The sequence below is a fragment of the Pseudomonas sp. PSPC2-3 genome (assembly GCF_049898265.1).
Taxonomy (GTDB): domain Bacteria; phylum Pseudomonadota; class Gammaproteobacteria; order Pseudomonadales; family Pseudomonadaceae; genus Aquipseudomonas; species Aquipseudomonas veronii.
Map to the genome: position 1 here is coordinate 112,052 of NZ_JAFCXJ010000003.1, position 23,989 is coordinate 136,040.

The window sequence follows — 23,989 nt, forward strand, 5'->3', positions numbered from 1 at the left end:
ACTTCGTTCGGAAAGGATGTTTCTTATGAAGCGCTTGTTCTGTTTGGCCGCGATTGCGGCCGTTGTGGTGGGACACTCTTTTTCGGCGCAGGCCGCCGGCCTTGAGTTTGGCCTGGGGGCCACCGGTGATTCGACGCTCACCTATCGATTGGGGCTGACGTCGGATTGGGATAAGAGCTGGATGCAGAGCGACGTCGGTCGCCTGACCGGCTATTGGAGTGGTGCATACACCTATTGGGAAGGTGATCACCGTGCAGGCGCGAGCAGCCTGTCGTTCTCCCCGGTATTTGTGTATGAGTTCGCCGGGGAATCGGTAAAACCTTACATCGAGGCCGGGATCGGGGTGGCGGCATTCTCCCGCACGCGGTTGGAAGACAACAACCTCGGCCAGGCCTTCCAGTTCGAAGACCGCCTGGGTTTCGGTTTGCGCTTTAACGGCGGGCATGAAGTGGGCATTCGTGCCATGCACTACTCCAACGCCGGGCTCAGCGACCATAACGACGGCATCGAAAACTACTCGTTGCACTACACGATGCCGCTGTAACTTCAGAACCCTGCAAAACCCTGTGGGAGGGGGCAAGCCCCCTCCCACATTGAGATATTTGTCGGCCTGAGATCAGCGGTAAGCGGTCGCAATCCGTTCGCGTTCGGTGGCATCGAAAACTACTCGTTGCCCTGCAAAACCCTGTGGGAGGGGGCTTGCCCCCGATAGCGGAGTGTCAGTCGCAGAATTTGCCAACTGACCCACTGCTATCGGGGGCAAGCCCCCTCCCACATTGAGATATTCGTCGGCCTGAGATCAGCGGTAAGCGGTCGCAATCCCTTCGCGTTCGGTCAGGCATTCCGGCGCGCCCATCTCGAATTCCCGGCAGATCAGCGGCCGACGCGTATAAATCGTACACATCATCGTGTCCCGGTCCAGCGCTGCGCACCAGCCGTCGTCCAGGCGCAGCATGACTTCGCCGCCCCAATCGTCGGTGTCGATATAGCGCTCGGGCACGCCCGTGTCGGTGATCAGCATGACTTCCAGCTGGCAGCAGCAGGCCGCGCACGTCGAGCAGGTGACGGCGGGGGTGGTGATTTGGGTGTGGGGGATGTTGGTCATAGGCACGCAGTGTAAGGCAAGCGGGTGACACAGGTGTGAAAGGGCTGACAGACGTTAGCGTACCCGGCGCATTGGTTAAGCACTGAAACGCCCAAGCAACGGCGGGTTGATGGCTGCCGGCTTGGCCAGCAGCAACTGCGCGGTGCCGATGGTGCGCTCCATAAAGCCGCCTTCGCAGTAGCACAGGTAAAACTCCCACAACCGCAGGAAGTATTCGTCGTAGCCCAATTCCATGAGACGGCCGTGAGCGCGGCGAAAGTTCTCATGCCACAAGCGCAGGGTTCGCGCGTAATGCAGGCCGAAATCTTCCATGTGCAGCAGGTTCATGTCGGTGTCGCGGCTGATGATCTGCAGCATGTTCTGCACACAGGGCAAGGCGCCGCCGGGGAAGATATAGCGCTGGATGAAGTCGACGCTGTTCTTGGCCTGTTCAAAGCGTTGCTCACGGATGGTGATGGCTTGCAGCAGCATCAGCCCATCGCTCTTGAGCAGGCGCGCGCACTGTTTGAAGTAGGTCGGCAGGAAGCGATGGCCCACCGCTTCGATCATTTCGATGGACACCAGCTTGTCGTATTGGCCGCTCAGGTCGCGGTAGTCCTGCAACAGCAGCGTCACCTGGTCTTGCAGCCCCATGGCGGCGATGCGTTGCTGGGTGTAGACAAACTGTTCCCTGGACAAGGTCGTGGTGGTGACTTTGCAGCCATAGTGCCGCGCCGCGTACAACGCCATGCTGCCCCAGCCGGTGCCGATCTCCAGCAGATGGTCGGTGGGTTTAAGCGCGAGTTTCTGGCAGATGCGTTCCAGCTTGTTCAGTTGCGCCTGTTCCAGGGTGTCTTCGGCGCTCAGGAACTGCGCCGCCGAATACATCATGGTCGGGTCGAGGAATTCTTCGAACAGGTCGTTGCCCAGGTCATAGTGGGCGGCGATGTTCTTCTGCGAACCCTTGCGCGTATTGCGGTTGAGCCAATGCAAGCCTTGGGTGAACGGCCGCGCCAGCTTGGCCAGGCCGCCCTCCAGCGCGTCGAGCACTTCCAGGTTGCTGACCATCACACGCACCACGGCGGTCAGGTCCGGGCTGCTCCAATAACCATGGATAAACGCTTCGCCCGCACCGATTGAGCCGTTGGCCGCCACCAGGCCCCACACCGCCGAATCGAGGATCTGGATCTCGCCCAGCAGATGCGCTTCGCGGGCGCCGAACACTTGGCGTTCGCCGTCTTCGATCAGCACCAGTTGGCCGTGGCGCAATTGGCTGAGTTGCCGCAGCACGGCTTTGCGCAGCAGTGCGGTGGTCACGCCGTTGACGTTCAGGCGGTTGGCCTTGACCGATAAGCTAGGGGATTTCATGGCGGCGATCCTTGGTGTACCCGACGGCGGTGCGAGAGGCGCCATCGGCGACCTGATGGGGAAAAATCGGTGTGCGTTTGAGCAACAGGCGCAGGGCCTGCCAATAGATCGCCAGGCAGGTCTTGGCGGTCATCCACGGAAAGCGCCACAGATAGCGGTGCAGGCTGGCGCGGCTGAGGGCTTCGCGCTGCAGGCTCAAGGTGGCGTCGAAGACTTTCCGATCGCCCTGCCAGTCGGCCATGTGGACCCCAAGCCTGGCGGCGGGCGGGCTGAAGCTCATGCGGTATTCCAGGTCGGGCGGCAGGAACGGCGATACATGAAACGCCTTGGCCACGGCGAAGTGCTGATGCTCGTCGGCGCCCAGCGCCAGGGCCGGCAGCACGTAGTGATAGCGCTCGCGCCATGGGGTGTTGGTCACTTCACACAGGATCGCGGCCAATTGTCCGTCGGCCTCAAAGCAGTAGAAGAAACTCACCGGGTTAAACGCCAGGCCCCAACTGCGGGCCTGAGTCAGTAGGCAGATAGCGCCCTGGGGTGTACGCCCCAGCGCCTTGCCGACTTGCTGGCGCACGGCATCGCTCAGGCTCATGCCGTGACGGGTGAATTCACGCAGGTAATCCTGCTGGCGAAAGCCGAAGGCGGCCAGGCGACCTGCGCCGGCCAGGGGCGACAGCCCGAGCACTGCGTCCTGTTCGCTCAAGTCCAGGTACAGCAAGCCGATGCGGTAGCGAAAGGCGTGGGCCTTGGGCGCAAACCGGCGATGGGCGATCCAGCCGCTGTACAAGGCGCTGTTCACAGGGCTTCTCCAAACGCCTGGGCCACGCGCAAGGCGCTGATCACGCCGTCTTCGTGGAAGCCGTTGGCCCAATAGGCGCCGCAATAATAGGTATGCTGCGCACCGCTCAACTCTTCCCAACGCGCTTGCGCGGCCACGGCCGCCAGGCTGTATTGCGGATGGGCATAGGTGTAGCGGGCGAGGATCTTCAGCGGGTTGATCATCGATGTCTGGTTGAGGCTGACGCAAAAGGTCGTGGCGCTGTCGATGCCTTGCAGGATGTTCATGTCATAGGTCACCGCCGCCTGGCTCTGTGCATTGCCGCTGAGCCGGTAGTTCCAGCTGGCCCAGGCCAGTTTGCGGTCTGGCAGCAGGCGCGTGTCGGTGTGCAGCACCACGTCATTGTCGGCGTAGGGCAGGGCGCCGAGGATCTGCTGCTCGGCACTGCTCGGCTCGCCCAGCATGGCTAGCGCCTGGTCGCTGTGGCAGGCGAACACCACTTTGTCGAAGGTTTCGGTGCCCGCGGCGCTGTGGATCGTCACGCCCTGTGGATCGCGCTCGACCCGATGCACGGGGCAATCGAGGCGAATCCGTTCACGAAAGCCGCGGGTCAGCGGTTCGATGTAGCGGCTTGAGCCGCCCTCGATCACGCACCATTGCGGGCGGTTGCTCACCGACAGCAAGCCGTGGTTCTTGAAGAAGCGCACAAAGAACTGCAAGGGGAAACCGAGCATGTCCGCCAGGGACATCGACCAGATCGCTGCGCCCATCGGCACGATGTAATGCCGGATGAATCGCGGGCCGTAGCCGCCAGCGTCGAGGTAGTCACCCAGGGTCATGTCGGCACTGATGCGTTGCGCTTGCAGGTCCGCCGGCGCCTCGCGGTTGAAGCGCAGAATATCGCGCAACATGCCCCAGAACCCCGGCGACAACAGATTGCGCCGCTGCGCAAACAGGCTGTTGAGGTTATTGCCGTTGTACTCGAACCCGCTGCGGCGGTCGCACACCGAAAAGCTCATCTCGGTGGGTTTGAACTTCACGCCGACCTGACCCAGCAGGCGGATGAAGTTGGGGTAGGTCCAGTCGTTGAATACGATAAAACCGGTGTCCACCGCATAGCTTTTACCCTCGACGGTGACGTTGACCGTGTGGGTATGCCCGCCGATGCGATCGCCCGCTTCGAACAGGGTGATGTCGTGGCGACGGCTGAGCAGGTAGGCGCTGGTCAGCCCGGCAATGCCGCTGCCGATAATCGCGATCTTCACAGGTCGTCCTTTTTTGGCGGCGGGCTGCGCAGCATGCGTTTGCCGATGATCAGTTGCGCGCGATTCGGCAGTTTCGACAACGGCCACAGGGTGGCGATGAACATCGCCGGGAAGGCGATTTCCAGTGGGCGTTTGTCCAGCTTGGCGAAGATATGCCGGGCCGCCTTGTCGGCAGACCAGGCCAGGGGCATCGGGAAGTCATTGCGCTCGGTCAGCGGGGTGTCGACAAAGCCCGGGCTGATCACGGTGACGTCGATGTTTTCCGGCGACAGGCTGATGCGCAGGGATTCGAACAGGTAGCGCAAACCGGCCTTGGACGCGCCATAGGCTTCGGCGCGCGGCATCGGCAGGTAGGTCACGGCGCTGGCCACGCCCACCAGGTGCGGTGCGCGCCCGGCGCGCAACAGTGGCAGTGCGGCTTCGATGCAATAACTGCTGGCGAGCAGGTTGGTGCGTACCACGTGTTCGACGATCGACGCGTCGAATTGCTTGGCATCGACATATTCACAGGTGCCGGCATTGAGGATCACGGTGTCCAGCGACCCCCAGACCTGGGCGATGTGTTCGCCGATTTCGCGCACGGTCTGGCTGTTGGTCAAGTCGCCCGCCACGACCAGCACTTGGCCGGGAAAGCGTTGGGCGAGCGCTTGCAGCGGGCCTTTGGAGCGCGAACTGAGGGCCACGTGGGCGCCGCTGTTGAGCAGCTCCACGGCTAGGGAGGCGCCGATGCCACTGCTGGCGCCGGTCAGCCAATAACGACGGGGCGGTGTGAGGTTCATCCGACTCTCCTTTTCAGCCAACTGATCACACGGCCGAACACCGGCAAGTGTTCGTAAAGCATTGCGCCGGCATCGAAATAATCCCGATGGCGGTACACCTTGTCGCGCCACATCAGGTGCGAGCAGCCTTCCACTCGGATCACCTTGCCCTTGGCCAGGCGCGGGTGGCAAAAGCTCATTTTCCAGCGCAGGTAACCTTCGCCTTCGGCCACCTGGTCGAAGCCGTGGAAGTCGAAGCGCAACTGGCTGACATTACCGTACAACTGCGCGAAGTAGTGGTGCAGCGGCGTGAGCCCGTGGACCTCGTGCAGCGGGTCGGTGAAGACGATGTCCTTGCTGTACAGGCTGTCGAGCAGGTGCAGGTTGTGCTTGTCCAGAGTGGCGAAGGCCTGGGCGAAGCGGCGCAGGAAGTCACTCATGTTCGGCTCCGACGGTCTGGCGCGACGGCAGGCTGCGGAATGCCGCCAATGCACGTTCGCGGGAGTGTTTCAGGTCGACGATCGAGCGCGGGTAGTCGGCCACGCCGAACAGGCCGCCAGCGGCCTGCGGGTCGTGTACGTCGTTTTTATTCAGCGTCGCCAGTTGCGGCAGCCAGTGCTTGATGAACACGCCGTCGCGGTCAAATTTCTGCGACTGGCTCAGCGGGCTGAAAATCCGGAAATACGGCGCCGAATCGGTGCCGGTGGAGGCGCTCCACTGCCAGCCGCCATTGTTGGCTGCCAGGTCGCCGTCGATCAGGTGGCGCATGAAAAAGCGCTCGCCTTCGCGCCAGTCGATCAGCAGGTTCTTGGTCAGGAACATCGCCACCACCATGCGCAGGCGGTTGTGCATCCAGCCGGTTTCCAGCAGTTGGCGCATGGCCGCGTCGATGATCGGCAAACCGGTGCGCGCCTGCTGCCAGGCGGCGAGGTCGTTGGGCGCGTCGCGCCAGGCCACCGCCTCGGTTTCGGGGCGGAAGGCGCGGTGACGGGACACCCGCGGGTAGCCCACCAGGATGTGCTTGTAGAACTCACGCCAGAGCAGTTCGTTGACCCAGGTGATCGTGCCGATATCGCCGCTTTCGAACTCGCCCTGGTTGCGCTGCAGCGCGGCATGCAGGCACTGGCGCGGCGAAACCACGCCCGCCGCGAGGTACGCCGACAGCTGGCTGGTGCCGGGCTTGGCCGGGAAGTCGCGCTCATCCTTGTAGTAGCTGATCTGCTGCGCGGCGAACGCGTCGAGGCGGCGGCGCGCTTCGTCTTCACCGGCGGGCCAGAGGGCGCGCAGCGTTTCGCTCGGCGTTTCGAAACCGTCGACCTGTTGCGGTACCGGGTCGCTGGTCAGCGCGAGGGCCGCTTGAGCCTTGGGCGTGGCCACCCGGCGCGGCAGGGCGCTGTGCAGGCGGGCGTAGCAGACTTTGCGGAACTGGCTGAACACCTGGAAGTAGGTGCCGGTCTTGGTCAGCACGCTGCCGGGCTGGAAAAACAATTGGTCCAGGTAACGGTGGAAGCTCACGCCGTCGGCTTCCAAAGCCTTGGCCACCGCCGCATCGCGACGGCTTTCGTGGATGCCGTATTCCTCGTTGACGTGGACCGACTCGACCGATAGCTCGCGGCACAGTTGGCCGAGTACGGCGGGCGCGTGGTCCCAGGTCGCGGCGCGGCGGATCAGCAAGGGAATATTCAGCGCGCCGAGGGCCTGGCTCAAGTGCTGCAGGTTGCGCAGCCAGAAGTCGACTTTGCACGGTGCATCATCGTGGGCCAGCCATTGCTGCGGGGTGATCAGGTACACGGCCGCCACCGGGCCGCGCTGGCTCGCGGCGGTCAGGGCGGTGTTGTCATGCAGGCGCAGGTCGGTGCGCAGCCAGATCAAGTGCATTTAAACAAGTCCCTGCTGGATCAGTATCTGGTGAGCCGACAATGGGTCTTCGGCGACGAACAATTCAGGGGTGTCGCCAGCTAATGCCGTCAGCTCGGCCTGGTGGATGCATACCGTTGGTCCGACGATCAACTTTGGGCAAGCGATGCCGCCCAGAAGTTTTGCGAGTGCCGACAAATGGAGCGCCTGGCTGGAATACAGCAGCACCGCGCGCGGTTGCAGGTGTTCCACGGCCAGCGCCAGTTCACCGGTCGGCAGCGGCCAGTCGAAGACTTCCACCGGGCAGTCGGCGCTGCTGGCCAGCCAGGCGCTGAGCCACAGGTGCGGTGCCAGGGGCAGGTCGGAATGATTCACCAGCAGCAGCGGTGCGCCGTGCAACTGGCGATTGTTGTGATAGATCCGCGCGCCGAACTTGCTGCGCAACCAGGACAGGAAGAATACCCGTTCCATCTGCGCGCCGAATTGGCCCTGCCAGCGTTGCTCCAGTTCGCGGAGCAGCGGCAGCAGCAGTTGTTCGCACAGGGTGCGCGGCGGGTAGAGCGCCATGGCCTGGTTGAAGGCATCGTCGACCCGGCGTTCGGCCAGTTCGCTGATGGCCTGCACCAGGGTCTGGCGCAGGGTGTGCCATTCGTTTTCGACGGCGTCGGGAGCGACGTGCGCGGAGTCGATCAGGTTTTTCACCTGGCTGACCGGCACGCCGCGATTGAGCCAGGTGAGGATGGTGTGGATGCGCTGCACATGGTCGCGGCTGAACAGCCGGTGACCCTTGGGCGTGCGCTGCGGCACGATCAGGCCATAGCGGCGTTCCCAGGCGCGCAGGGTCACGGCGTTGACGCCGGTCTGGCGCGCCACTTCACGGATCGGCAGCCAGCCGTCTTCGAGGGCTTGGGCGATATCTTCGCCGGGTTCGTCTTGCAAGGCTGCGGTCATGAGGTTTTTCATGGTTCAGATCGCATTGCGCAGGCTGAGATTTTCCGGGTGTGGCTGCAAGTAAGCCTGCTGCGCGATGTAGCGGTCCGGGTGGAGGCGAAAGTGGTGCTTGAGCAAGGTCAGCGGCACCACCAGCGGCACGATGCCTTGGCGGTATTGGCCGATCACGGTTTGCATTTCCTGTTTGTCGTCGGCGCTGATGGCCTGCTTGAGGTAACCGCTGATGTGTTGCAGCACATTGGTGTGGGTGCCGCGGGTGGCGCACTTTTTCAGGCCGCTCATCAGCGCGCTGAAATAGCCGCTGCCCAATGCGTCGAGGTCCTCGCCCTTGGCCATGCCGCCGAGCAGGTTGCCGAGGCTTTTGTAATGCGCCGGGCTGTGGGCCATCAGCAGGTATTTGTAGCGCGCGTGAAAGGCCAGCAGGCGATGGCGGCTCAGGCCTTCGCCGAGCAATTGTTGCCAGCTGGCGTAGACGAAGACGCGGGTCAGGAAGTTTTCCCGCAGCACCGGGTCATTCAGGCGGCCGTCTTCTTCCACGGGCAGGTTGGGGTGGCGCGCGCAAAAGGCCTGGGCATAGATGCCACGCCCGCCGCCGTCCACCGGTGCGCCGTTTTCACGGTAGACCTTGACCCGTTCCAGGCCGCAGGACGGCGATTTCTGCATGAAGATATAGCCGCACAGGTCGCTGTGCTCGGCGGCCATTTTTTCGCCGTATTCACCCAGCGGCGCGGTGACGTTCAGCTCGCGATGCACGCTGCCGACGGCTTGAGGGGACGCGGCATCGCCCACCAGGCGAATGGTCTCTCGGGGAATGCCCAGGCCGATCGCCACTTCCGGGCACAACGGCACAAAGTCGAAGTACGCAGCGAGCACTTCGCTGCAGAGTTGCGATTGCTTGTGGCCGCCGTTGAAACGGACGTTCTCGCCCAGCAGGCAGGCGCTGATGCCAATCTTCGGCTTGAAGGACGGGGTGCTGGACATGGGCAAACCTCTGCAAGATTCCTGTACAAGCGTAAAAGCATGTACAGCTAAATCTCATCATAGGTTTGATGCTGTACAAGTCAAATGGTTTGTACAAGTATTTGTGCGAGGGCTATTTCCAGCCGATTCGCCAGTCCTCGGCGCTTTGCAGGGTTTGCCAGGGCAGGCGTTCACCGCGCCGGGTCATGACGGCTTGCAGCTCGATGTCGAGCACGTTGCCTTCTTCATCACAAAACAGTTCGGTGACCAGGAAGTGTTTTTCCTTGTTGCGCGGGTGTGCTGCTGTCCACTTCGACAGCAGCAATTTAGCGGGGTTTATGCGGTTCATTACAGGTGCTCGATCAAGCGTCGCGCGGCTTCCTGGCCACTGAGCCAGGCGCCTTCCACGCGGCCCGACAGGCACCAGTCGCCACAGACGTACAAGCCCAGGTCGGCGTCGGCCAGCACGCCGAATTCATGGGCGCTGGACGGTCGTGCGTAGAGCCAGCGGTGCGCCAGGCTGAACGAAGGCGCGGGCATGGCGCTGTGCAGCAGTTCGGCGAAGGCGCCGTGCAGGTGTTCGATCACTGCTTCTTTGGGCAGGTCCAGATGTTCTTTGCTCCAGGCGCTGGTGGCGTGCAGCACCCAGGTGTCGAGGACGGTGTCGCGCCCCGGTTTGCTGCGGTTGCGGGCCAGCCAGTCGAGGGCGCTGTCTTGCACGAAGCAGCCTTCCATCGGGGTTTCCAGCGGCTTGTCGAAGGCCAGCGCGATGGCCCAGGTCGGGTCCATCTTCACGCCGGCGGCGGCACTTGCCAGCTTCGGTGCGGCGGCCAGCAGGGCGGTCGCTTGCGGGGCGGGCGTGGCGATGATGACGTGGCTGAACGGACCATGGTTGCCGCCGTCGGCGTCCAGCAGGTTCCAGTGCCGTTTGCCTTGGAACACTTCGGTGATACGGCAGCTGAACTGCACCGGCAGGTCGTCAAGCAGGGCGCGGGTGATGGCGCTCATGCGCGGCGTGCCGACCCAGCGGATCTGTTCATCGGGGGAGGGCGTGAGTTCGCCGGACTTGAAGTTATACAGCTGCGGCTTCCATTGCTCGGCCCAGCCATTACCTTGCCAGCGCTGCACTTCGTTGACGAAGCGGCGGTCGCGGGCGGTGAAGTACTGCGCGCCCATGTCCAGTGCGCCGGCGTCGCTGCGCTTGCTGGACATGCGGCCACCACTGCCGCGGCTTTTATCGAAGAGTTGTACAACATGCCCGGCGTCTCGTAACGCTCGGGCGGCGGAGAGACCGGCGATGCCGGTGCCGATGATCGCGATGGGGACAGTCATGGGAGGCCTCGTTTTACCGTTGGGTACAGACTACGCCGACACCAATAGCTGTACAATATTGTTTTTTGGTATAAGTTTTGGCGTACCTGATCGTTTGGCGTGACCTATGGTTAAAGCTGAGGCTTAAATCAATGTCACGCCCGATTGCAAATGATCCCTGCTTATAAAATAGACCAGTGATCGGTGGCGAACGTTACATGAGGAAGATCCCATGCATATTTTGCTGACCGGCGGTACCGGCCTGATCGGCCGTCAACTCTGCCAACATTGGCTGGCGCAAGGGCATCGCCTGACGGTGTGGAGCCGTCGCCCTGAACAGGTCGCCCGGTTATGTGGCGATGCGGTGCGCGGTGTCGCCAGCCTGCAAGAGGTTATCGGCCCGGTGGACGCCGTCATTAATCTGGCCGGCGCGCCGATCGCCGATCGCCCCTGGACGCATAAACGCAAGGCGCTGCTGTGGAGCAGCCGCATCAGTCTGACCGAAACCCTGCTGGTGTGGCTGGAAGGCCTGGCGGAGAAACCGGCGGTGTTGATTTCCGGTTCTGCCGTGGGCTGGTACGGCGACGGCGGCGAGCGCGAACTGACCGAAGCCAGCGGCCCGGTGCAGGACGATTTCCCCAGCCAGTTGTGCGTCGCCTGGGAAGAAACCGCCCAGCGCGCCGAAGCCCTGGGCATTCGCGTGGTGCTGGTGCGTACCGGGCTGGTGCTGGCGGCCGAGGGCGGCTTTTTGTCGCGGCTGTTGCTGCCGTTCAAGCTGGCACTGGGCGGGCCGATTGGGAATGGTCGGCAGTGGATGCCGTGGGTGCATATCCACGATCAAATCGCGCTGATAGATTTTCTTCTGCACCAGCACGACGCCCGCGGTCCCTATAATGCCTGCGCGCCGCACCCGGTGCGTAACCGCGAGTTTGCCAAGACGTTGGGCCAGGTGCTGCACCGCCCGGCGTTCATGCCCATGCCGGCCTTCGTGTTGAAGGTGGGGTTGGGCGAGTTGTCCGGTTTGTTGCTGGGCGGCCAGAAAGCTTTGCCCGAACGCCTGTTGGCGGCCGGTTTCACTTTCCAGTTCACTGAGTTGAAGGCGGCCTTGGACGACTTGTCCAGCCGCCTCTAGAGATAGGATGTTGCATGACGGATCACGCGTTGTTACTGGTCAACCTGGGGTCACCGGCGTCTACTTCGGTGGCCGATGTGCGCAGCTACCTCAATCAGTTCCTGATGGACCCTTACGTGATCGACCTGCCGTGGCCGGTGCGGCGCTTGCTGGTGTCGCTGATCCTGATCAAGCGTCCCGAGCAGTCGGCCCATGCGTATGCCTCGATCTGGTGGGAGGAAGGCTCGCCGCTGGTGGTGCTCAGCCAGCGCCTGCAACAGAAAATGACTGCGCAGTGGACCCAGGGTCCGGTGGAGCTGGCGATGCGTTATGGCGAGCCGTCCCTTGAAACGACCCTGACGCGCCTGGCCGCCCAGGGCGTTCAGAAAATCACCCTGGCGCCGTTGTACCCGCAGTTCGCCGACAGCACCGTGACCACGGTGATTGAAGAAGCCCAGCGGGTGGTGCGCGACAAGAAGCTCAAGGTGCAGTTCTCGATCCTGCAACCGTTCTACGATCAGCCGGAGTACCTCGATGCGTTGGCGGCGAGCGTGCGGCCTTACGTAGCGCAGGAGTACGACCACCTGCTCCTGAGTTTCCACGGCCTGCCCGAGCGCCATCTGACCAAGCTCGACCCCTCCGGCGCGCATTGCTTCAAGGATGCCGATTGCTGCCGCAACGCTTCGCCGCAGACGCTTGCCACGTGTTACCGCGCGCAGTGCTTCAGCGTCGCCCGCAATTTTGCCGAGCGCATGGGGCTGCCGGACGGCAAATGGTCGGTGGCATTCCAGTCGCGCCTGGGCCGGGCGAAGTGGATCGAACCCTACACCGAGGCACGCCTGGAAGCGTTGGCCCAGCAAGGCGTGAAAAAGCTGCTGGTGATGTGCCCGGCGTTCGTGGCCGACTGCATCGAGACGCTGGAAGAGATCGGCGACCGTGGCCGGGAGCAATTCCGCGCAGCGGGCGGCGAGGAGTTGGTGCTGGTGCCGTGCTTGAATGACAGCGAGCAGTGGGCGGTGGCGCTTAACACCCTGTGCGAGCGGGCCCCCGTGGCACTGTAATGTGGGAAGGGGCGTGCTCCCGATAGCGGTTTGCCAGTCACTGGGTGAGGTGACTGTTGTAGCGCTATCGGGGGCAAGCCTCCTCCCACAGGTTTGACCGCGTTACAGGTTGAGGGTCAGGCTGACCGTGAAGTTGCGCGGTTCACCGGGGCTGACCCAATAGTTGCTGTAGGCGCGTTCGTAGTACTTTTCATCAAACAGGTTGTTAAGGTTCAGGCCCACGGTGACGTTGTCGGTGGCTTTGTAATGCGCCAGCAGGTCCACGGTGTGATAAGCGGGCAGTTCGAAACTGCCGCCGGCTTCACCGGAGCGATCACCGACATAGGTGAACGCCGCGCCCACGTCTGAACCGCGCAACGTGCCGTCCTGGAATTCATACACGCCCAACAGGCTGCCGCTGCGCTTGGCCACGCCGAGAATGCGGCTGCCGGTGGGGATGGCTTTATCGCCCTTGGTCACTTCGGCATCGATGTAGGCGAACGCGCCGATCACGCGCACCGCCTCGCTCAGTTGCCCGCTCAGTTGCAGGTCAAACCCTTGGCTGCGTGCCTTGCCCATGGCGCGTTGGGTGTCGGTGGCCGGGTCCACGGTCAGCACGTTTTCCTTCTCGATGTGGAACGCGGCGAGGGTGGCGCTGAGGCGCTCGTCGAACAGCTCGCTCTTGATCCCCACTTCATACCCCACGCCCTCTTCAGGCTTGAAGGATTGGCCGCCAGCGTCCAGGCCGTTGTTCGGCTTGAATGAGGTCGAGGCGTTGGCGAACACCCCGACTTCAGGCGTGAGCTGGTAGAGCAGGCCGGCGCGCTGGGTCAGGGCGTCGTGGGTCTGGCGGCTCTTGGCGTGATGACGGGTGAAGTCGTCGGTGTGTTGCTCGAAGTGCTCGAAGCGCGCGCCGAGCATGCCGCGCAGGCGTTCGGTGAAGACGATCTGGTCTTGCAGGTTCAGTGCCTGGCTTTTTACCTGTTCGGAGAAGTCAGTGCCGGAGCGCTCGCCATTGGGTTTGGGCTGGCCGTAGACCGGGTTGTAGATGTCGATCGCGTAGGGGCTGCCGGCGATGGCGGTCACGCGTTCCTTCTTGCGGTAGTCCTCGTACTCGGTGCCGATCAGCAACTCGTGTTGCCAACGACCGATGTCGAACAGACCGCGCAGTTCCAGTTGGGTGATGCTGTCGTGCCAACCCATGGAGCGTTCGCGGTAGCGGCGGTTGACGGTGTGGCCGTCGCTGTTCAGCGCGCGGTTTTCCGAAGCGTCGCCCCACAGGCTGCCTTGTTTGTAATGGCTGGCCAGGCGCAGGGCCCACGTGTCGTTGAGGTGATGTTCGAGGGTGGCTTGGAGGCGGTTGTTGTGGTTGTTGATGTCGCCGTCGTTGGGCTCGCCGAGGAAGGTGGAGCGCGACATGCCGCGCGGCGCGACGATGCCGCGGTCAAAGGTGGAGCGGTGGCGCACGAATTCGCTTTCCACCAGCAGGTGCGTGTCGGGGGCCAGTTGCCAACTGAAGGACGGCGCGACGAACACCCGCTTGGCGTCTACATGATCGCGGAAACTATGGTTGTCTTCCACCGCCAGGTTGACCCGTGTCAGCAGTTGCCCTTCGCTGTCGAGCGGGGTGTTCACGTCCAGCGCGGTGCGATAGCGGTCCCAACTGCCGGCGCTGGTTTGCAGGGTGGTGAACGCGTCGGGCTGGGGTTTCTTGGTGACGATATTCACCGTGCCGCCGGGATCGCCGCGCCCGTACAGGCTGGCGGCGGGGCCTTTGAGCACTTCGATGCGTTCGAGATTGGCGGCGTCCGGCGTGCTCGGGTAACCGCGGTTGGCGCTGAAGCCGTCCTGGTAGAACTCCGACGTGGTGAAGCCGCGCACGCTGTATTCGTAGAGGGTGAGGCCGCCGAAGTTGTTCTGCTTGGAGACGCCGCCGGCAAATTCCAGGGCGCGTTCCACGTCGGTGCTGCCCAGGTCCTTGAGCACGTTGGCGGGAATCACGCTGATGGATTGCGGGATGTCGCGCAGCGCGGTGTCGGTCTTGGTTGCGCTGGCGGAGCGGGTGGCGCGATAGCCGTTGACCGGGCCGGTGGCGGATTCGTAGGCGTCGGTGGTGACGCTGATGGCGTCCAGTTCAATGCGGGTGTCTTCGGCGCAGGCGGGGTCCAGCAGCAAACCCAAGGCCAGGCCGGCCAAAGGGGGAAACGTGCGAGGCGACATGATAGAGCGTTCCAATAGCGATATTGAAACAATATAACATGTCATTATGTCAGCGGTTCGGTTCTGAAATATGTGCTTACAGGTGCCCGCGAACGGGCACCCGGAGGGCGCGGGTTATTCCTCTTCCGTCACCGGCGCGGGCGGTGGGCGCAGGCCGATTTCCGCCGTCAGGTTGAGCTCTTTACCGTTGCGCATCACCTGGATCGTGACCTTGTCGGTCGGCTTGATCCGCGCCACTTGGTTCATCGACTTGCGGCCATCACCGGCCGGTTCGCCGTCGATGCTGAGGATCACATCGCCCAGTTGCAGGCCGGCCTTTTGCGCCGGGCCGTCGCGGAAGATCCCGGCGACCACGATGCCCGGGCGCCCGGTCAGGCCAAACGACTCGGCCAGTTCCTTGCTCAGCGGCTGCACTTCGATCCCCAGCCAGCCACGGATCACCTGGCCGTGCTCGATGATCGACTTCATCACTTCCATCGCCAGCTTGACCGGGATCGCGAAACCGATGCCCTGGGAGCCGCCGGACTTGGAGAAAATCGCCGTGTTGATGCCGGTCAGGTTGCCGTTGGCATCCACCAGCGCGCCGCCGGAGTTGCCCGGGTTGATCGCGGCGTCGGTCTGGATGAAGTCTTCGTAGCTGTTGAGGCCCAACTGGTTACGCCCGGTGGCGCTGATGATGCCCATGGTGACCGTCTGGCCGACGCCGAACGGGTTGCCGATGGCCAGCGCGACATCGCCGACCCGCAGCCCTTCGGAGCGGCCGATGGTGATCGCGGGCAGGTTTTTCAGGTCGATCTTCAATACCGCGAGGTCGGTTTCCGGGTCGCTGCCGACCACGCGGGCCAGGGTTTCGCGGCCGTCGCGCAGGGCTACCACAATCTGGTCGGCACCGGTGGTCACGTGGTTGTTGGTGAGGATGTAGCCTTCCGGGCTCATGATCACCCCGGACCCCAGGCTGGATTCCATGCGTCGCTGCTTGGGGCTGTTGTCGCCGAAATAGCGGCGGAACTGCGGGTCTTCGAACAGGGGGTGCGCCGGCTTGTTGACGACCTTGGTGGTGTACAGGTTGACCACCGCAGGGGCGGCGATGACCACGGCGTCGGCGTAGGTCACCGGGCCTTGCACCATCGTATTGGTTTGCGGGGCCTGTTGCAGGTTCACATCAAGGCTCGGTAAGCCCACCCACTGGGGGTAACGCTGAATAATCATCATCGCGATCAGCACGCCAGCCAGCAATGGCCATCCAAAAAAACGCAGTGCCTTGAGCATCAAGTAAGTCCTGACAGGTTGCAGGGGGCGGGGGAGCGCCCATAATGTCGCGCATTATACGAGGCTGCGAGCGCCTCGGAACGGGATATTTAGGAGTCTTTTATGGCCGTTGCTTTGAGCACCCTCGTCGAGGAAGCGGACCGCTACCTTGGCAGCGCAAAAATTGCCGATTACTGCCCCAACGGCCTGCAGGTCGAGGGGCGCCCGCAGGTGATGCGTATCGTCAGCGGCGTCACCGCCAGCCAGGCATTGCTCGACGCCGCCGTCGAAGCCCAGGCCGACCTGGTGCTGGTCCACCACGGTTATTTCTGGAAGGGCGAGAACCCGTGCATCACCGGCATGAAGCAGCGCCGCCTGAAGACCCTGCTCAAGCACGACATCAGCCTGCTGGCCTACCACCTGCCGCTGGACCTGCACGCCGAGGTCGGCAACAACGTACAGCTTGCTCGGCAGTTGGACATCACCGTCGAAGGCCCGCTGGACCCGGCCGACCTCAAGATCGTCGGGCTGGTCGGCTCCCTCGCCGAGCCGCTGTCGCCGCGTGACTTCGCCCACCGCGTGCAGAGCGTGTTGGGGCGCGAGCCGCTGCTGATCGAAGGCAGCGAGATGATCCGCCGCGTCGGCTGGTGTACCGGCGGTGGCCAGGGTTACATCGACCAGGCGATTGCGGCCGGCGTCGACCTGTACCTGAGCGGCGAAGCCTCCGAACAGACCTTCCACAGCGCCCGCGAAAACGACATCAGCTTTATCGCCGCCGGCCATCACGCCACTGAGCGTTACGGTGTGCAGGCGTTGGGCGATTACCTGGCGCGGCGTTTCGCCCTGGAGCATTTGTTCATCGATTGTCCCAACCCGATCTAACGCACACCACCCTCCCACATTTGGTAGGGTTCGGCCGCCCATCGCCGCCAAACCTCGGGGCATATCCATATACCGTTTCGATCTAGTCGGCGCCCTGAATAGAAGCAGGTGCTGTGCTAGCATGCCTCGCTCGAACACGGCCCGCTGGCCGTCCATAAGATCGTTTTTCCGTGAGTAGCCATGGTCGACAAACTGACGCATCTGAAACAGCTGGAGGCGGAAAGCATCCACATCATCCGCGAGGTCGCCGCCGAGTTCGACAACCCGGTGATGCTCTACTCGATCGGTAAAGACTCCGCCGTGATGCTGCACCTGGCACGCAAGGCCTTCTTCCCGGGCAAGCTGCCGTTCCCGGTGATGCACGTCGACACCCAGTGGAAATTCCAGGAGATGTACACGTTCCGCGACCGCATGGTTGAAGAACTGGGCCTGGACCTGATCACCCACGTCAACCCGGACGGTGTGGCGCAGGGCATCAACCCGTTCACCCACGGCAGCGCCAAGCACACCGACATCATGAAGACCGAAGGCCTCAAGCAGGCCCTGGACAAGTATGGTTTCGACGCGGCCTTCGGCGGTGCCCGTCGCGATGAAGAGAAATCCCGTGCCAAAGAGCGCGTGTACTCGTTCCGCGACAGCAAGCACCGCTGGGACCCGAAAAACCAGCGCCCGGAGCTGTGGAACGTCTATAACGGCAACGTCAACAAGGGCGAGTCGATTCGTGTGTTCCCGCTGTCCAACTGGACCGAACTGGACATCTGGCAGTACATCTACCTGGAAGGCATCCCGATCGTGCCGCTGTACTTCGCCGCCGAGCGCGATGTGATCGAGAAGAACGGCACGTTGATCATGATCGACGACGACCGCATCCTCGAGCACCTGTCCGACGAAGACAAAGCCCGCATCGTCAAAAAGAAAGTCCGTTTCCGTACCCTTGGCTGCTACCCGTTGACGGGCGCGGTGGAGTCCGAAGCGGAGACGCTGACGGACATCATTCAGGAAATGCTCCTGACGCGAACTTCCGAGCGCCAGGGCCGGGTCATCGACCACGATGGTGCCGGCTCGATGGAAGATAAAAAACGTCAAGGCTATTTCTAAGGGGTTGTCATGTCGCATCAATCTGATTTGATCAGCGAGGACATCCTCGCCTACCTGGGCCAGCACGAGCGCAAGGAAATGTTGCGCTTCCTGACCTGCGGCAACGTCGACGACGGCAAGAGCACCCTGATCGGGCGCCTGCTGCACGACTCCAAGATGATCTACGAAGATCACCTGGAAGCCATCACCCGCGATTCGAAGAAGGTCGGCACCACCGGTGACGACATCGACCTGGCTCTGCTGGTCGACGGCCTGCAGGCCGAGCGCGAGCAAGGCATCACCATCGATGTCGCCTACCGCTACTTCTCCACCGCCAAGCGTAAATTCATCATCGCCGACACCCCCGGCCATGAGCAGTACACCCGCAACATGGCCACCGGTGCGTCCACCTGTGACCTGGCGATCATCCTGGTCGACGCGCGCTACGGCGTGCAGACCCAGACCCGTCGCCACAGCTTCATAGCCTCGTTGCTGGGCATCAAGCACATCGTGGTCGCCATCAACAAGATGGACCTCAACGGTTTCGACGAAGGCGTATTCGAGCAGATCAAGGCCGACTACCTGAAGTTCGCCGACGGTATCGCCTTCAAGCCGAGCACCATGGCGTTCGTGCCGATGTCGGCGCTCAAGGGCGACAACGTGGTGAACAAGAGCGAGCGTTCGCCGTGGTACACCGGCCAGTCGCTGATGGAGATCCTCGAGACCGTCGAGATCGCCAACGACCGCAACTACACCGACCTGCGTTTCCCGGTGCAGTACGTCAACCGTCCGAACCTGAACTTCCGCGGTTTCGCCGGCACCCTGGCCAGCGGCATCGTCCACAAGGGCGACGAAGTCGTGGTGCTGCCGTCGGGCAAGAGCAGCCGCGTCAAATCCATCGTCACCTTCGACGGTGAACTGGAACACGCCGGTCCCGGCCAGGCCGTGACCCTGACCATGGAAGACGAGATCGACATCTCCCGTGGCGACCTGCTGGTGCATGCCGACAACGTGCCGCAAGTGACCGACGCCTTCGACGCCATGCTGGTGTGGATGGCCGAAGAGCCGATGCTGCCGGGCAAGAAATACGACATCAAGCGCGCCACCAGCTATGTGCCGGGTTCCATCACCAGCATCGTGCATCGCGTGGACGTGAACACCCTGGCCGAAGGCCCGGCGAGTTCGCTGCAGTTGAACGAAATCGGCCGGGTCAAGGTCAGCCTCGACGCCGCCATCGCCCTGGACGGTTACGCGAGCAACCGCACCACCGGCGCGTTCATCGTCATCGACCGCTTGACCAATGGCACCGTGGCCGCGGGCATGATCATCGCGCCGCCGGTCAGCCACGGCAGCGCCGCGCAGCACGGCAAGTTGGCCCATGTGGCCACCGAAGAGCGCGCCCAGCGCTTCGGCCAGCAGCCGGCCACCGTGTTGTTCAGCGGCTTGTCGGGCGCCGGCAAAAGCACCCTGGCCTATGCGGTTGAACGCAAGTTGTTCGACATGGGCCGCGCGGTGTTTGTACTGGATGGCCAGAACCTGCGCCACGACCTGAACAAAGGCTTGCCGCAGGATCGCGTCGGGCGTACCGAGAACTGGCGTCGTGCGGCTCACGTCGCACGCCAGTTCAACGAAGCCGGCCTGCTGACCCTGGCCGCGTTCGTTGCGCCGGATGCCGAAGGGCGTGAACAGGCCAAGGCACTGATCGGTGCCGACCGCTTGTTGACGGTCTACGTGCAGGCTTCGCCGCTGGTGTGCGCCGAGCGCGATCCACAAGGCTTGTACGCGGCCGGTGGGGATAACATCCCTGGCGAGTCCTTCCCCTACGACGTGCCGTTGAATGCCGATCTGGTGATCGACACCCAGGCCCTGTCGCTGGAAGACAGCGTCAAGCAAGTGCTGGAGCTGTTGCGTCAGCGCGGCGCGATCTAAACCTCGCTGCTACAAAAAGCCCGCCACCGAGTGATCGGTGGCGGGCTTTTTCACATCCTCAAGATCGGGCTCGGTCAAATGTGGGAGGGGGCTTGCCCCCGATTGCAGAGTGTCAGTCAGAGCATCGGGTGACTGAACCACCGCTATCGGGGGCAAGCCCCCTCCCACCTTTTGATCAGTGGCGGCCTGGGTAGTCGGTGTGCAACTGTTTCAGCAGCGCATCCTTGTCTTCCCACAACCGGTTGATCCAGGCCTGGAACGCCAGCCGATACTCGCTATCCTGCTCATAATTCTTGCCAATGAACTCGGCCGGAATCTGCACCTCTTCGAACTGCACCACCACGTCCTGCACATTCCCACACAACAAGTCCCAGTAGCCTGGGCGCCCGGCGGGGTAGTGGATGGTCACATTGACCAATGACTTGAGCTGCTCACCCATGGCATCCAGCACAAACGCGATACCGCCAGCCTTGGGCTTGAGCAGGTAGCGAAACGGCGACTTCTGCTGCGCATGCTTGCCGACGGTAAACCGCGTGCCTTCGGCAAAGTTGAAAATGCCCACAGGGTTGGCGCGAAACTTCGCGCAGGTCTTGCGGGTGGTTTCCAGGTCCTTGCCTTTCTTCTCCGGGTGTTTTTCCAGGTAGGCCTTGGAGTAGCGCTTCATGAACGGAAAGCCCAACGCCCACCAGGCCAGGCCAATCACCGGCACCCAGATCAGTTCCTGCTTGAGAAAGAACTTCAGCGGGCGAATGCGGCGATTGAGCACGTATTGCAGGACCATGATGTCGACCCAGCTCTGGTGGTTGCTGGTCACCAGATAAGAGTGCTGGTAGTCCAGCCCTTCCAGGCCTTTGAGGTGCCAGCGGGTGCGCCGCACCAGGTTCATCCACGCCTTGTTGTTGCTGATCCAGGCTTCATGGGTGTGGTTCATCAGCCATTCGCTGAAACGTTTGGCGAACGGCAGTGCCTTGAACAGCGCGACGATGAACAGGAACGAACACAGCAGGATCGTGTTCAGCGCCAGCAGCAACGACGCGATTACCCCGCGCACGGCGGCAGGTAGAAAATCCAGCATTTAGATATCCATAGGTCGGTTGGCGGCTTGAATCGCGGTCAGGGCGATGGTGTACACAATGTCGTCGACCTGGGCGCCGCGCGGCAGGTCGTTCACCGGTTTGCGCAGGCCCTGGAGCATCGGCCCGAGGCTGACGCAATCGGCGCTGCGTTGTACCGCCTTGTGGGTGGTGTTGCCGGTGTTCAGGTCGGGGAACACGAAGACCGTGGCCTTGCCCGCCACCAGGCTGTTGGGCGCCAGTTGCCGGGCGACGGTTTCGTTGGCGGCGGCATCGTATTGCAACGGGCCGTCGATCAGCAGCGAACTTTGCTGTTCATGGGCGAGCAGGGTGGCTTCGCGGACCTTTTCCACCTCTTCGCCGCTGGCCGACTCACCGCTGGAATAGCTGATCATCGCCACCCGCGGGGTGATACCGAACGCGGCCGCCGAGTCGGCGCTCTGCAGGGCGATTTCCGCCAGTTCGGCGGCGCTCGGGTGCGGGTTCATCACACAGTCGCCGTACACCAGCACCTGTTCGGGGAACAGCATGAAGAACACCGACGACACCAGGGTGCAGCCCGGCGCGGTCTTGATCAGTTGCAGGGCCGGGCGGATGGTGTTCGCGGTGGAGTGGATAACGCCGGAGACCAGGCCGTCGACTTCATCCAGTGCGAGCATCATGGTCGCGATCACCACGGTGTCTTCGAGCTGCTGTTCGGCCATCGGCGCGTTGAGGCTTTTGCTTTTGCGCAACGCGACCATCGGTTCGACATAACGCTCGCGGATCAGGTCCGGGTCGAGAATCTCCAGGCCTTCGGGCAATTCGATGCCCTGGGCGCGGGCGACCGCTTCGACGTCCGCCGGCTTGGCCAGCAACACGCAGCGGGCAATGCCACGGGCCTGGCAGATCGCGGCGGCTTGCACGGTCAACGGCTCGCTGCCTTCGGGCAGGACGATGCGCTTGTTGGCGGCCTGGGCGCGTTGGATCAACTGGTAGCGGAACACTGCCGGCGACAGGCGCATCTCCCGTGGCGTGCCGCAGCGTTGGTGCAGCCAGCGCGCATCGAGGTGGCTGGCGACGAAATCGGTGATGATCTCGGCGCGCTCACGGTCATCGATGGGGATTTCCTTGTTCAGGTTGTTGAGCAGGTTCGCGGTCTCATAGGAACCGGTACTCACCGACAGCACCGGCAGCCCGGCCTGGAACGCGCCTCGGCAGAGGTCCATGATGCGCGGGTCGGGCAGGGTGTCGCTGGTCAGCAGCAGGCCGGCCAGGGGCACGCCGTTGATCGCCGCCAGGCTGACGGCGAGGATGATGTCGTCGCGGTCACCCGGTGTCACCACCAGCACGCCCGGCTTGAGCAGTTCCACGGTGTTGCGCATGGTGCGGGCGCAGATGATGATCTTGGTCATGCGCCGGGTTTCGTAATCCCCGGCGTTGAGGATCTGCGCGCTCATCAGGTCGGCGACGTCACGGGTGCGCGGCGCGTTGAGTTCGGGCTGGAAAGGAATGCAGCCGAGCAGGCGGAAATCCCCGCTGCGCAGCAACGGCGAATGCTCCTTGAGGCGCGCCGAGAAGGCCTCCATGCTTTCATCGGTGCGTACCTTGTTGAGGATCACGCCGAGCACTTTCGGGTCCTTCGGGCCGCCGAACAGTTGGGCCTGCAGCTCCACGCGGCCGGAGAGCTCGGTGAGCACTTCGTTTTCCGGCGCCGAGACCAGGATCACTTCCGCATCCAGGCTCTTGGCCAGGTGCAGGTTGACCCGCGCCGCATAGCTGGCGCTGCGGGTCGGCACCATGCCTTCGACGATCAGCACGTCCTTGCCCACGGCGGCCTGCTGATACAGGGTGATGATTTCTTCGAGCAACTCGTCGAGCTGGCCGTCGCCGAGCATCCGCTCGACATGGGCCAGGCCCAGGGGCTGCGGCGGTTTGAGGCCGTGGGTGCGCGCCACCAGTTCGGTGGAGCGTTCGGGGCCGGTGTCGCCGGGGTGCGGCTGGGCAATCGGTTTGAAGAAGCCGACTTTCAACCCGGCACGTTCAAGGGTGCGGACCAGCCCAAGGCTGATAGAGGTCAGACCCACACCAAAATCGGTGGGCGCGATAAAAAAAGTCTGCATGCGAATTCTCTGGAGGTGCATGGCTTCGGTGGCGCTCTATGGTTGAGTGCCTACCGGGAATCAGGCGCCAAGGTTATCGTTATTCGCGCTCCTGCGCACACCAGCCGCAGGCAAAGGGCTGGCCTATTTTTTCCAGGCGGCGTGCGGGGTCGAGCACCCAGGCGCGCGATTGCCAGGGCGGCTGGTGGCGCAGGTGCTGGGTGTGGCCGCAGGACAGCTCGGCAACCCAGTGCCGGTCGTCGTCCTGGTGGAATCCGATGATGACGACGGCCGTTGATTGGTCCCGTCCGTCCGGGTTCTGTTCGCTTTCGGGCAAATCCTTGTTTAGACTTGTCCGTTCTTCATTCTTATGCAAAAGGTCTCGCCCCATGACGATCGCCGCTAACAAGGCTGTCTCCATCGACTATACCCTGACCAACGACGCTGGTGAGGTCATCGACAGCTCAGCCGGCGGCGCGCCGCTGGTCTACCTGCAAGGCGCAGGCAACATTATCCCGGGCCTGGAAAACGCCCTGGTCGGCAAGAGCGTCGGTGATGAACTGACCGTTGTCGTAGAGCCTGAAAATGCTTACGGCGAATACTCCGCCGAACTGGTCAGCACCCTGAGCCGCAGCATGTTCGAAGGTGTCGACGAACTGGAAGTGGGCATGCAGTTCCACGCTTCCGCGCCGGACGGCCAAATGCAGATCGTCACCATCCGTGATCTGGACGGCGACGACGTCACTGTCGACGGTAACCACCCTCTGGCAGGCCAGCGCCTGAACTTCCAAGTGAAGATCGTTGCCATCCGCGACGCTTCCCAGGAAGAAGTCGCTCACGGCCACGTCCACGGTGAAGGCGGTCATCACCATTGATCGATGTTTTGATCAGGTGGTAGCAAAAACGCCCCGACTGGTTCGGGGCGTTTTTTTGTGCGTGCAATAAAGATGTATGGCGCCCAAACAAAAATGCCCCGGACCTTTCGGTACGGGGCATTTC

At 62.8% G+C, this 23,989-nt stretch carries 23 protein-coding genes; 7 read left to right on the plus strand and 16 right to left on the minus strand.

All coding sequences use genetic code 11. The features are described 5' to 3' along the window. Positions 1-25: 25 nt before the first annotated feature. Positions 26-544: an acyloxyacyl hydrolase gene (locus ACP7E3_RS07895; protein ID WP_046384755.1), complete on the plus strand. Its 519-nt coding sequence runs from the start codon at positions 26-28 to the stop codon at positions 542-544. Positions 545-799: 255 nt separating this feature from the next. Here the strand turns inward: ACP7E3_RS07895 and ACP7E3_RS07900 are convergent, their stop codons facing one another. The 11 genes from ACP7E3_RS07900 to ACP7E3_RS07950 form a co-directional block, all read right to left on the minus strand. Then, the gene (locus tag ACP7E3_RS07900; RefSeq protein ID WP_026139835.1) at positions 800-1,105 is read right to left on the minus strand and encodes a YkgJ family cysteine cluster protein; all 306 of its coding nucleotides are present in this window, start codon (positions 1,103-1,105) and stop codon (positions 800-802) included. Positions 1,106-1,180: 75 nt separating this feature from the next. Beyond that, positions 1,181-2,452: an SAM-dependent methyltransferase gene (locus tag ACP7E3_RS07905; RefSeq protein ID WP_017845512.1), complete on the minus strand. Its 1,272-nt coding sequence runs from the start codon at positions 2,450-2,452 to the stop codon at positions 1,181-1,183. Then, positions 2,439-3,248 carry a DUF1365 domain-containing protein gene (locus tag ACP7E3_RS07910; protein WP_108525297.1) on the minus strand — a complete coding sequence of 270 codons (810 nt, stop codon included), beginning with the start codon at positions 3,246-3,248 and terminating at the stop codon, positions 2,439-2,441. Before ACP7E3_RS07910 ends, ACP7E3_RS07905 begins: the two co-directional genes overlap by 14 nt. Continuing rightward, positions 3,245-4,492 carry an NAD(P)/FAD-dependent oxidoreductase gene (locus ACP7E3_RS07915; protein ID WP_232566226.1) on the minus strand — a complete coding sequence of 416 codons (1,248 nt, stop codon included), beginning with the start codon at positions 4,490-4,492 and terminating at the stop codon, positions 3,245-3,247. Before ACP7E3_RS07915 ends, ACP7E3_RS07910 begins: the two co-directional genes overlap by 4 nt. Next, complete coding sequence (locus tag ACP7E3_RS07920) at positions 4,489-5,271, minus strand: SDR family NAD(P)-dependent oxidoreductase (RefSeq protein WP_046384752.1); 783 nt, start codon at positions 5,269-5,271, stop codon at positions 4,489-4,491. Before ACP7E3_RS07920 ends, ACP7E3_RS07915 begins: the two co-directional genes overlap by 4 nt. Then, complete coding sequence (locus tag ACP7E3_RS07925) at positions 5,268-5,690, minus strand: nuclear transport factor 2 family protein (protein WP_017845508.1); 423 nt, start codon at positions 5,688-5,690, stop codon at positions 5,268-5,270. The genes ACP7E3_RS07920 and ACP7E3_RS07925 overlap by 4 nt, the downstream gene beginning before the upstream one ends. Next, positions 5,683-7,128: a deoxyribodipyrimidine photo-lyase gene (phrB, locus tag ACP7E3_RS07930; protein WP_426122784.1), complete on the minus strand. Its 1,446-nt coding sequence runs from the start codon at positions 7,126-7,128 to the stop codon at positions 5,683-5,685. The genes ACP7E3_RS07925 and phrB overlap by 8 nt, the downstream gene beginning before the upstream one ends. Then, on the minus strand, positions 7,129-8,058 hold the full coding sequence (locus ACP7E3_RS07935) for a MerR family transcriptional regulator (RefSeq protein WP_261753671.1): 930 nt from the start codon (positions 8,056-8,058) through the stop codon (positions 7,129-7,131). A gap of 15 nt (positions 8,059-8,073) precedes the next feature. Then, positions 8,074-9,039, minus strand: a complete 966-nt coding sequence (locus ACP7E3_RS07940) for a YbgA family protein (protein WP_017845505.1) — start codon at positions 9,037-9,039, stop codon at positions 8,074-8,076. A gap of 112 nt (positions 9,040-9,151) precedes the next feature. Continuing rightward, a complete protein-coding gene (locus ACP7E3_RS07945; protein ID WP_017845504.1) occupies positions 9,152-9,367 on the minus strand; it encodes a TIGR02450 family Trp-rich protein in 216 nt (71 codons plus the stop codon). Beyond that, on the minus strand, positions 9,367-10,350 hold the full coding sequence (locus tag ACP7E3_RS07950) for an NAD(P)/FAD-dependent oxidoreductase (protein WP_017845503.1): 984 nt from the start codon (positions 10,348-10,350) through the stop codon (positions 9,367-9,369). Before ACP7E3_RS07950 ends, ACP7E3_RS07945 begins: the two co-directional genes overlap by 1 nt. 211 nt (positions 10,351-10,561) lie before the next feature. On the opposite strand from ACP7E3_RS07950, the gene ACP7E3_RS07955 reads away from it, so the two are divergent. Both ACP7E3_RS07955 and hemH read left to right on the plus strand, forming a co-directional pair. Beyond that, positions 10,562-11,461: a TIGR01777 family oxidoreductase gene (locus ACP7E3_RS07955; RefSeq protein WP_046384748.1), complete on the plus strand. Its 900-nt coding sequence runs from the start codon at positions 10,562-10,564 to the stop codon at positions 11,459-11,461. Positions 11,462-11,475: 14 nt separating this feature from the next. Continuing rightward, positions 11,476-12,501, plus strand: coding sequence for a ferrochelatase (hemH, locus tag ACP7E3_RS07960; protein WP_426122788.1), 1,026 nt, complete (start codon positions 11,476-11,478; stop codon positions 12,499-12,501). Positions 12,502-12,603: 102 nt separating this feature from the next. Here hemH and ACP7E3_RS07965 read toward each other — a convergent pair whose 3' ends face one another. Together ACP7E3_RS07965 and algW are read right to left on the minus strand one after the other, a co-directional pair. Then, a complete protein-coding gene (locus ACP7E3_RS07965) occupies positions 12,604-14,700 on the minus strand; it encodes a TonB-dependent siderophore receptor (protein WP_426122790.1) in 2,097 nt (698 codons plus the stop codon). Between the two features lie 114 nt (positions 14,701-14,814). Beyond that, complete coding sequence (algW, locus tag ACP7E3_RS07970) at positions 14,815-15,969, minus strand: Do family serine endopeptidase AlgW (protein WP_017845499.1); 1,155 nt, start codon at positions 15,967-15,969, stop codon at positions 14,815-14,817. A 102-nt stretch (positions 15,970-16,071) separates the two neighbouring features. On the opposite strand from algW, the gene ACP7E3_RS07975 reads away from it, so the two are divergent. From ACP7E3_RS07975 to cysN, 3 genes are all read left to right on the plus strand, one after another. Next, a complete protein-coding gene (locus ACP7E3_RS07975; protein ID WP_017845498.1) occupies positions 16,072-16,830 on the plus strand; it encodes a Nif3-like dinuclear metal center hexameric protein in 759 nt (252 codons plus the stop codon). Between the two features lie 180 nt (positions 16,831-17,010). Continuing rightward, entirely contained in the window at positions 17,011-17,928 is a 918-nt protein-coding gene (gene cysD / locus ACP7E3_RS07980) for a sulfate adenylyltransferase subunit CysD (protein ID WP_010565604.1), read from the plus strand. Positions 17,929-17,937: 9 nt separating this feature from the next. After that, positions 17,938-19,836 carry a sulfate adenylyltransferase subunit CysN gene (gene cysN / locus ACP7E3_RS07985; RefSeq protein ID WP_046488067.1) on the plus strand — a complete coding sequence of 633 codons (1,899 nt, stop codon included), beginning with the start codon at positions 17,938-17,940 and terminating at the stop codon, positions 19,834-19,836. 175 nt (positions 19,837-20,011) lie between these two features. Here cysN and ACP7E3_RS07990 read toward each other — a convergent pair whose 3' ends face one another. The 3 genes from ACP7E3_RS07990 to ACP7E3_RS08000 all read right to left on the minus strand — a co-directional run bounded on the left by ACP7E3_RS07990 (position 20,012) and on the right by ACP7E3_RS08000 (position 23,381). Beyond that, positions 20,012-20,911 (minus strand): acyltransferase, encoded by a 900-nt coding sequence (locus ACP7E3_RS07990; RefSeq protein ID WP_046384745.1) that lies wholly within the window; start codon positions 20,909-20,911, stop codon positions 20,012-20,014. Next, positions 20,912-23,011: a phosphate acetyltransferase gene (pta, locus tag ACP7E3_RS07995; RefSeq protein ID WP_046384744.1), complete on the minus strand. Its 2,100-nt coding sequence runs from the start codon at positions 23,009-23,011 to the stop codon at positions 20,912-20,914. It abuts the gene before it with no gap. A 79-nt stretch (positions 23,012-23,090) separates the two neighbouring features. Continuing rightward, positions 23,091-23,381 (minus strand): DUF3565 domain-containing protein, encoded by a 291-nt coding sequence (locus ACP7E3_RS08000; protein WP_046384743.1) that lies wholly within the window; start codon positions 23,379-23,381, stop codon positions 23,091-23,093. On the opposite strand from ACP7E3_RS08000, the gene ACP7E3_RS08005 reads away from it, so the two are divergent. Then, entirely contained in the window at positions 23,380-23,865 is a 486-nt protein-coding gene (locus ACP7E3_RS08005; protein ID WP_017845493.1) for an FKBP-type peptidyl-prolyl cis-trans isomerase, read from the plus strand. The genes ACP7E3_RS08000 and ACP7E3_RS08005 overlap by 2 nt on opposite strands. The last annotated feature ends 124 nt before the right edge of the window (positions 23,866-23,989 follow it).

What these genes read in the sequence shown, in the direction of transcription:
- ACP7E3_RS07895 (WP_046384755.1), top strand. Translation starts at nt 26, where the DNA reads ATGAAGCGCTTGTTCTGTTTGGCCGCGATTGCGGCCGTTGTGGTGGGA.
- ACP7E3_RS07900 (WP_026139835.1), bottom strand. Translation starts at nt 1,105, where the DNA reads ATGACCAACATCCCCCACACCCAAATCACCACCCCCGCCGTCACCTGC.
- ACP7E3_RS07905 (WP_017845512.1), bottom strand. Translation starts at nt 2,452, where the DNA reads ATGAAATCCCCTAGCTTATCGGTCAAGGCCAACCGCCTGAACGTCAAC.
- ACP7E3_RS07920 (WP_046384752.1), bottom strand. Translation starts at nt 5,271, where the DNA reads ATGAACCTCACACCGCCCCGTCGTTATTGGCTGACCGGCGCCAGCAGT.
- ACP7E3_RS07925 (WP_017845508.1), bottom strand. Translation starts at nt 5,690, where the DNA reads ATGAGTGACTTCCTGCGCCGCTTCGCCCAGGCCTTCGCCACTCTGGAC.
- phrB (WP_426122784.1), bottom strand. Translation starts at nt 7,128, where the DNA reads ATGCACTTGATCTGGCTGCGCACCGACCTGCGCCTGCATGACAACACC.
- ACP7E3_RS07935 (WP_261753671.1), bottom strand. Translation starts at nt 8,058, where the DNA reads ATGACCGCAGCCTTGCAAGACGAACCCGGCGAAGATATCGCCCAAGCC.
- ACP7E3_RS07940 (WP_017845505.1), bottom strand. Translation starts at nt 9,039, where the DNA reads ATGTCCAGCACCCCGTCCTTCAAGCCGAAGATTGGCATCAGCGCCTGC.
- ACP7E3_RS07945 (WP_017845504.1), bottom strand. Translation starts at nt 9,367, where the DNA reads ATGAACCGCATAAACCCCGCTAAATTGCTGCTGTCGAAGTGGACAGCA.
- ACP7E3_RS07950 (WP_017845503.1), bottom strand. Translation starts at nt 10,350, where the DNA reads ATGACTGTCCCCATCGCGATCATCGGCACCGGCATCGCCGGTCTCTCC.
- ACP7E3_RS07955 (WP_046384748.1), top strand. Translation starts at nt 10,562, where the DNA reads ATGCATATTTTGCTGACCGGCGGTACCGGCCTGATCGGCCGTCAACTC.
- hemH (WP_426122788.1), top strand. Translation starts at nt 11,476, where the DNA reads ATGACGGATCACGCGTTGTTACTGGTCAACCTGGGGTCACCGGCGTCT.
- ACP7E3_RS07965 (WP_426122790.1), bottom strand. Translation starts at nt 14,700, where the DNA reads ATGTCGCCTCGCACGTTTCCCCCTTTGGCCGGCCTGGCCTTGGGTTTG.
- algW (WP_017845499.1), bottom strand. Translation starts at nt 15,969, where the DNA reads ATGCTCAAGGCACTGCGTTTTTTTGGATGGCCATTGCTGGCTGGCGTG.
- ACP7E3_RS07975 (WP_017845498.1), top strand. Translation starts at nt 16,072, where the DNA reads ATGGCCGTTGCTTTGAGCACCCTCGTCGAGGAAGCGGACCGCTACCTT.
- cysD (WP_010565604.1), top strand. Translation starts at nt 17,011, where the DNA reads ATGGTCGACAAACTGACGCATCTGAAACAGCTGGAGGCGGAAAGCATC.
- cysN (WP_046488067.1), top strand. Translation starts at nt 17,938, where the DNA reads ATGTCGCATCAATCTGATTTGATCAGCGAGGACATCCTCGCCTACCTG.
- ACP7E3_RS07990 (WP_046384745.1), bottom strand. Translation starts at nt 20,911, where the DNA reads ATGCTGGATTTTCTACCTGCCGCCGTGCGCGGGGTAATCGCGTCGTTG.
- pta (WP_046384744.1), bottom strand. Translation starts at nt 23,011, where the DNA reads ATGCAGACTTTTTTTATCGCGCCCACCGATTTTGGTGTGGGTCTGACC.
- ACP7E3_RS08005 (WP_017845493.1), top strand. Translation starts at nt 23,380, where the DNA reads ATGACGATCGCCGCTAACAAGGCTGTCTCCATCGACTATACCCTGACC.
- ACP7E3_RS08000 (WP_046384743.1), bottom strand. Translation starts at nt 23,381, where the DNA reads ATGGGGCGAGACCTTTTGCATAAGAATGAAGAACGGACAAGTCTAAAC.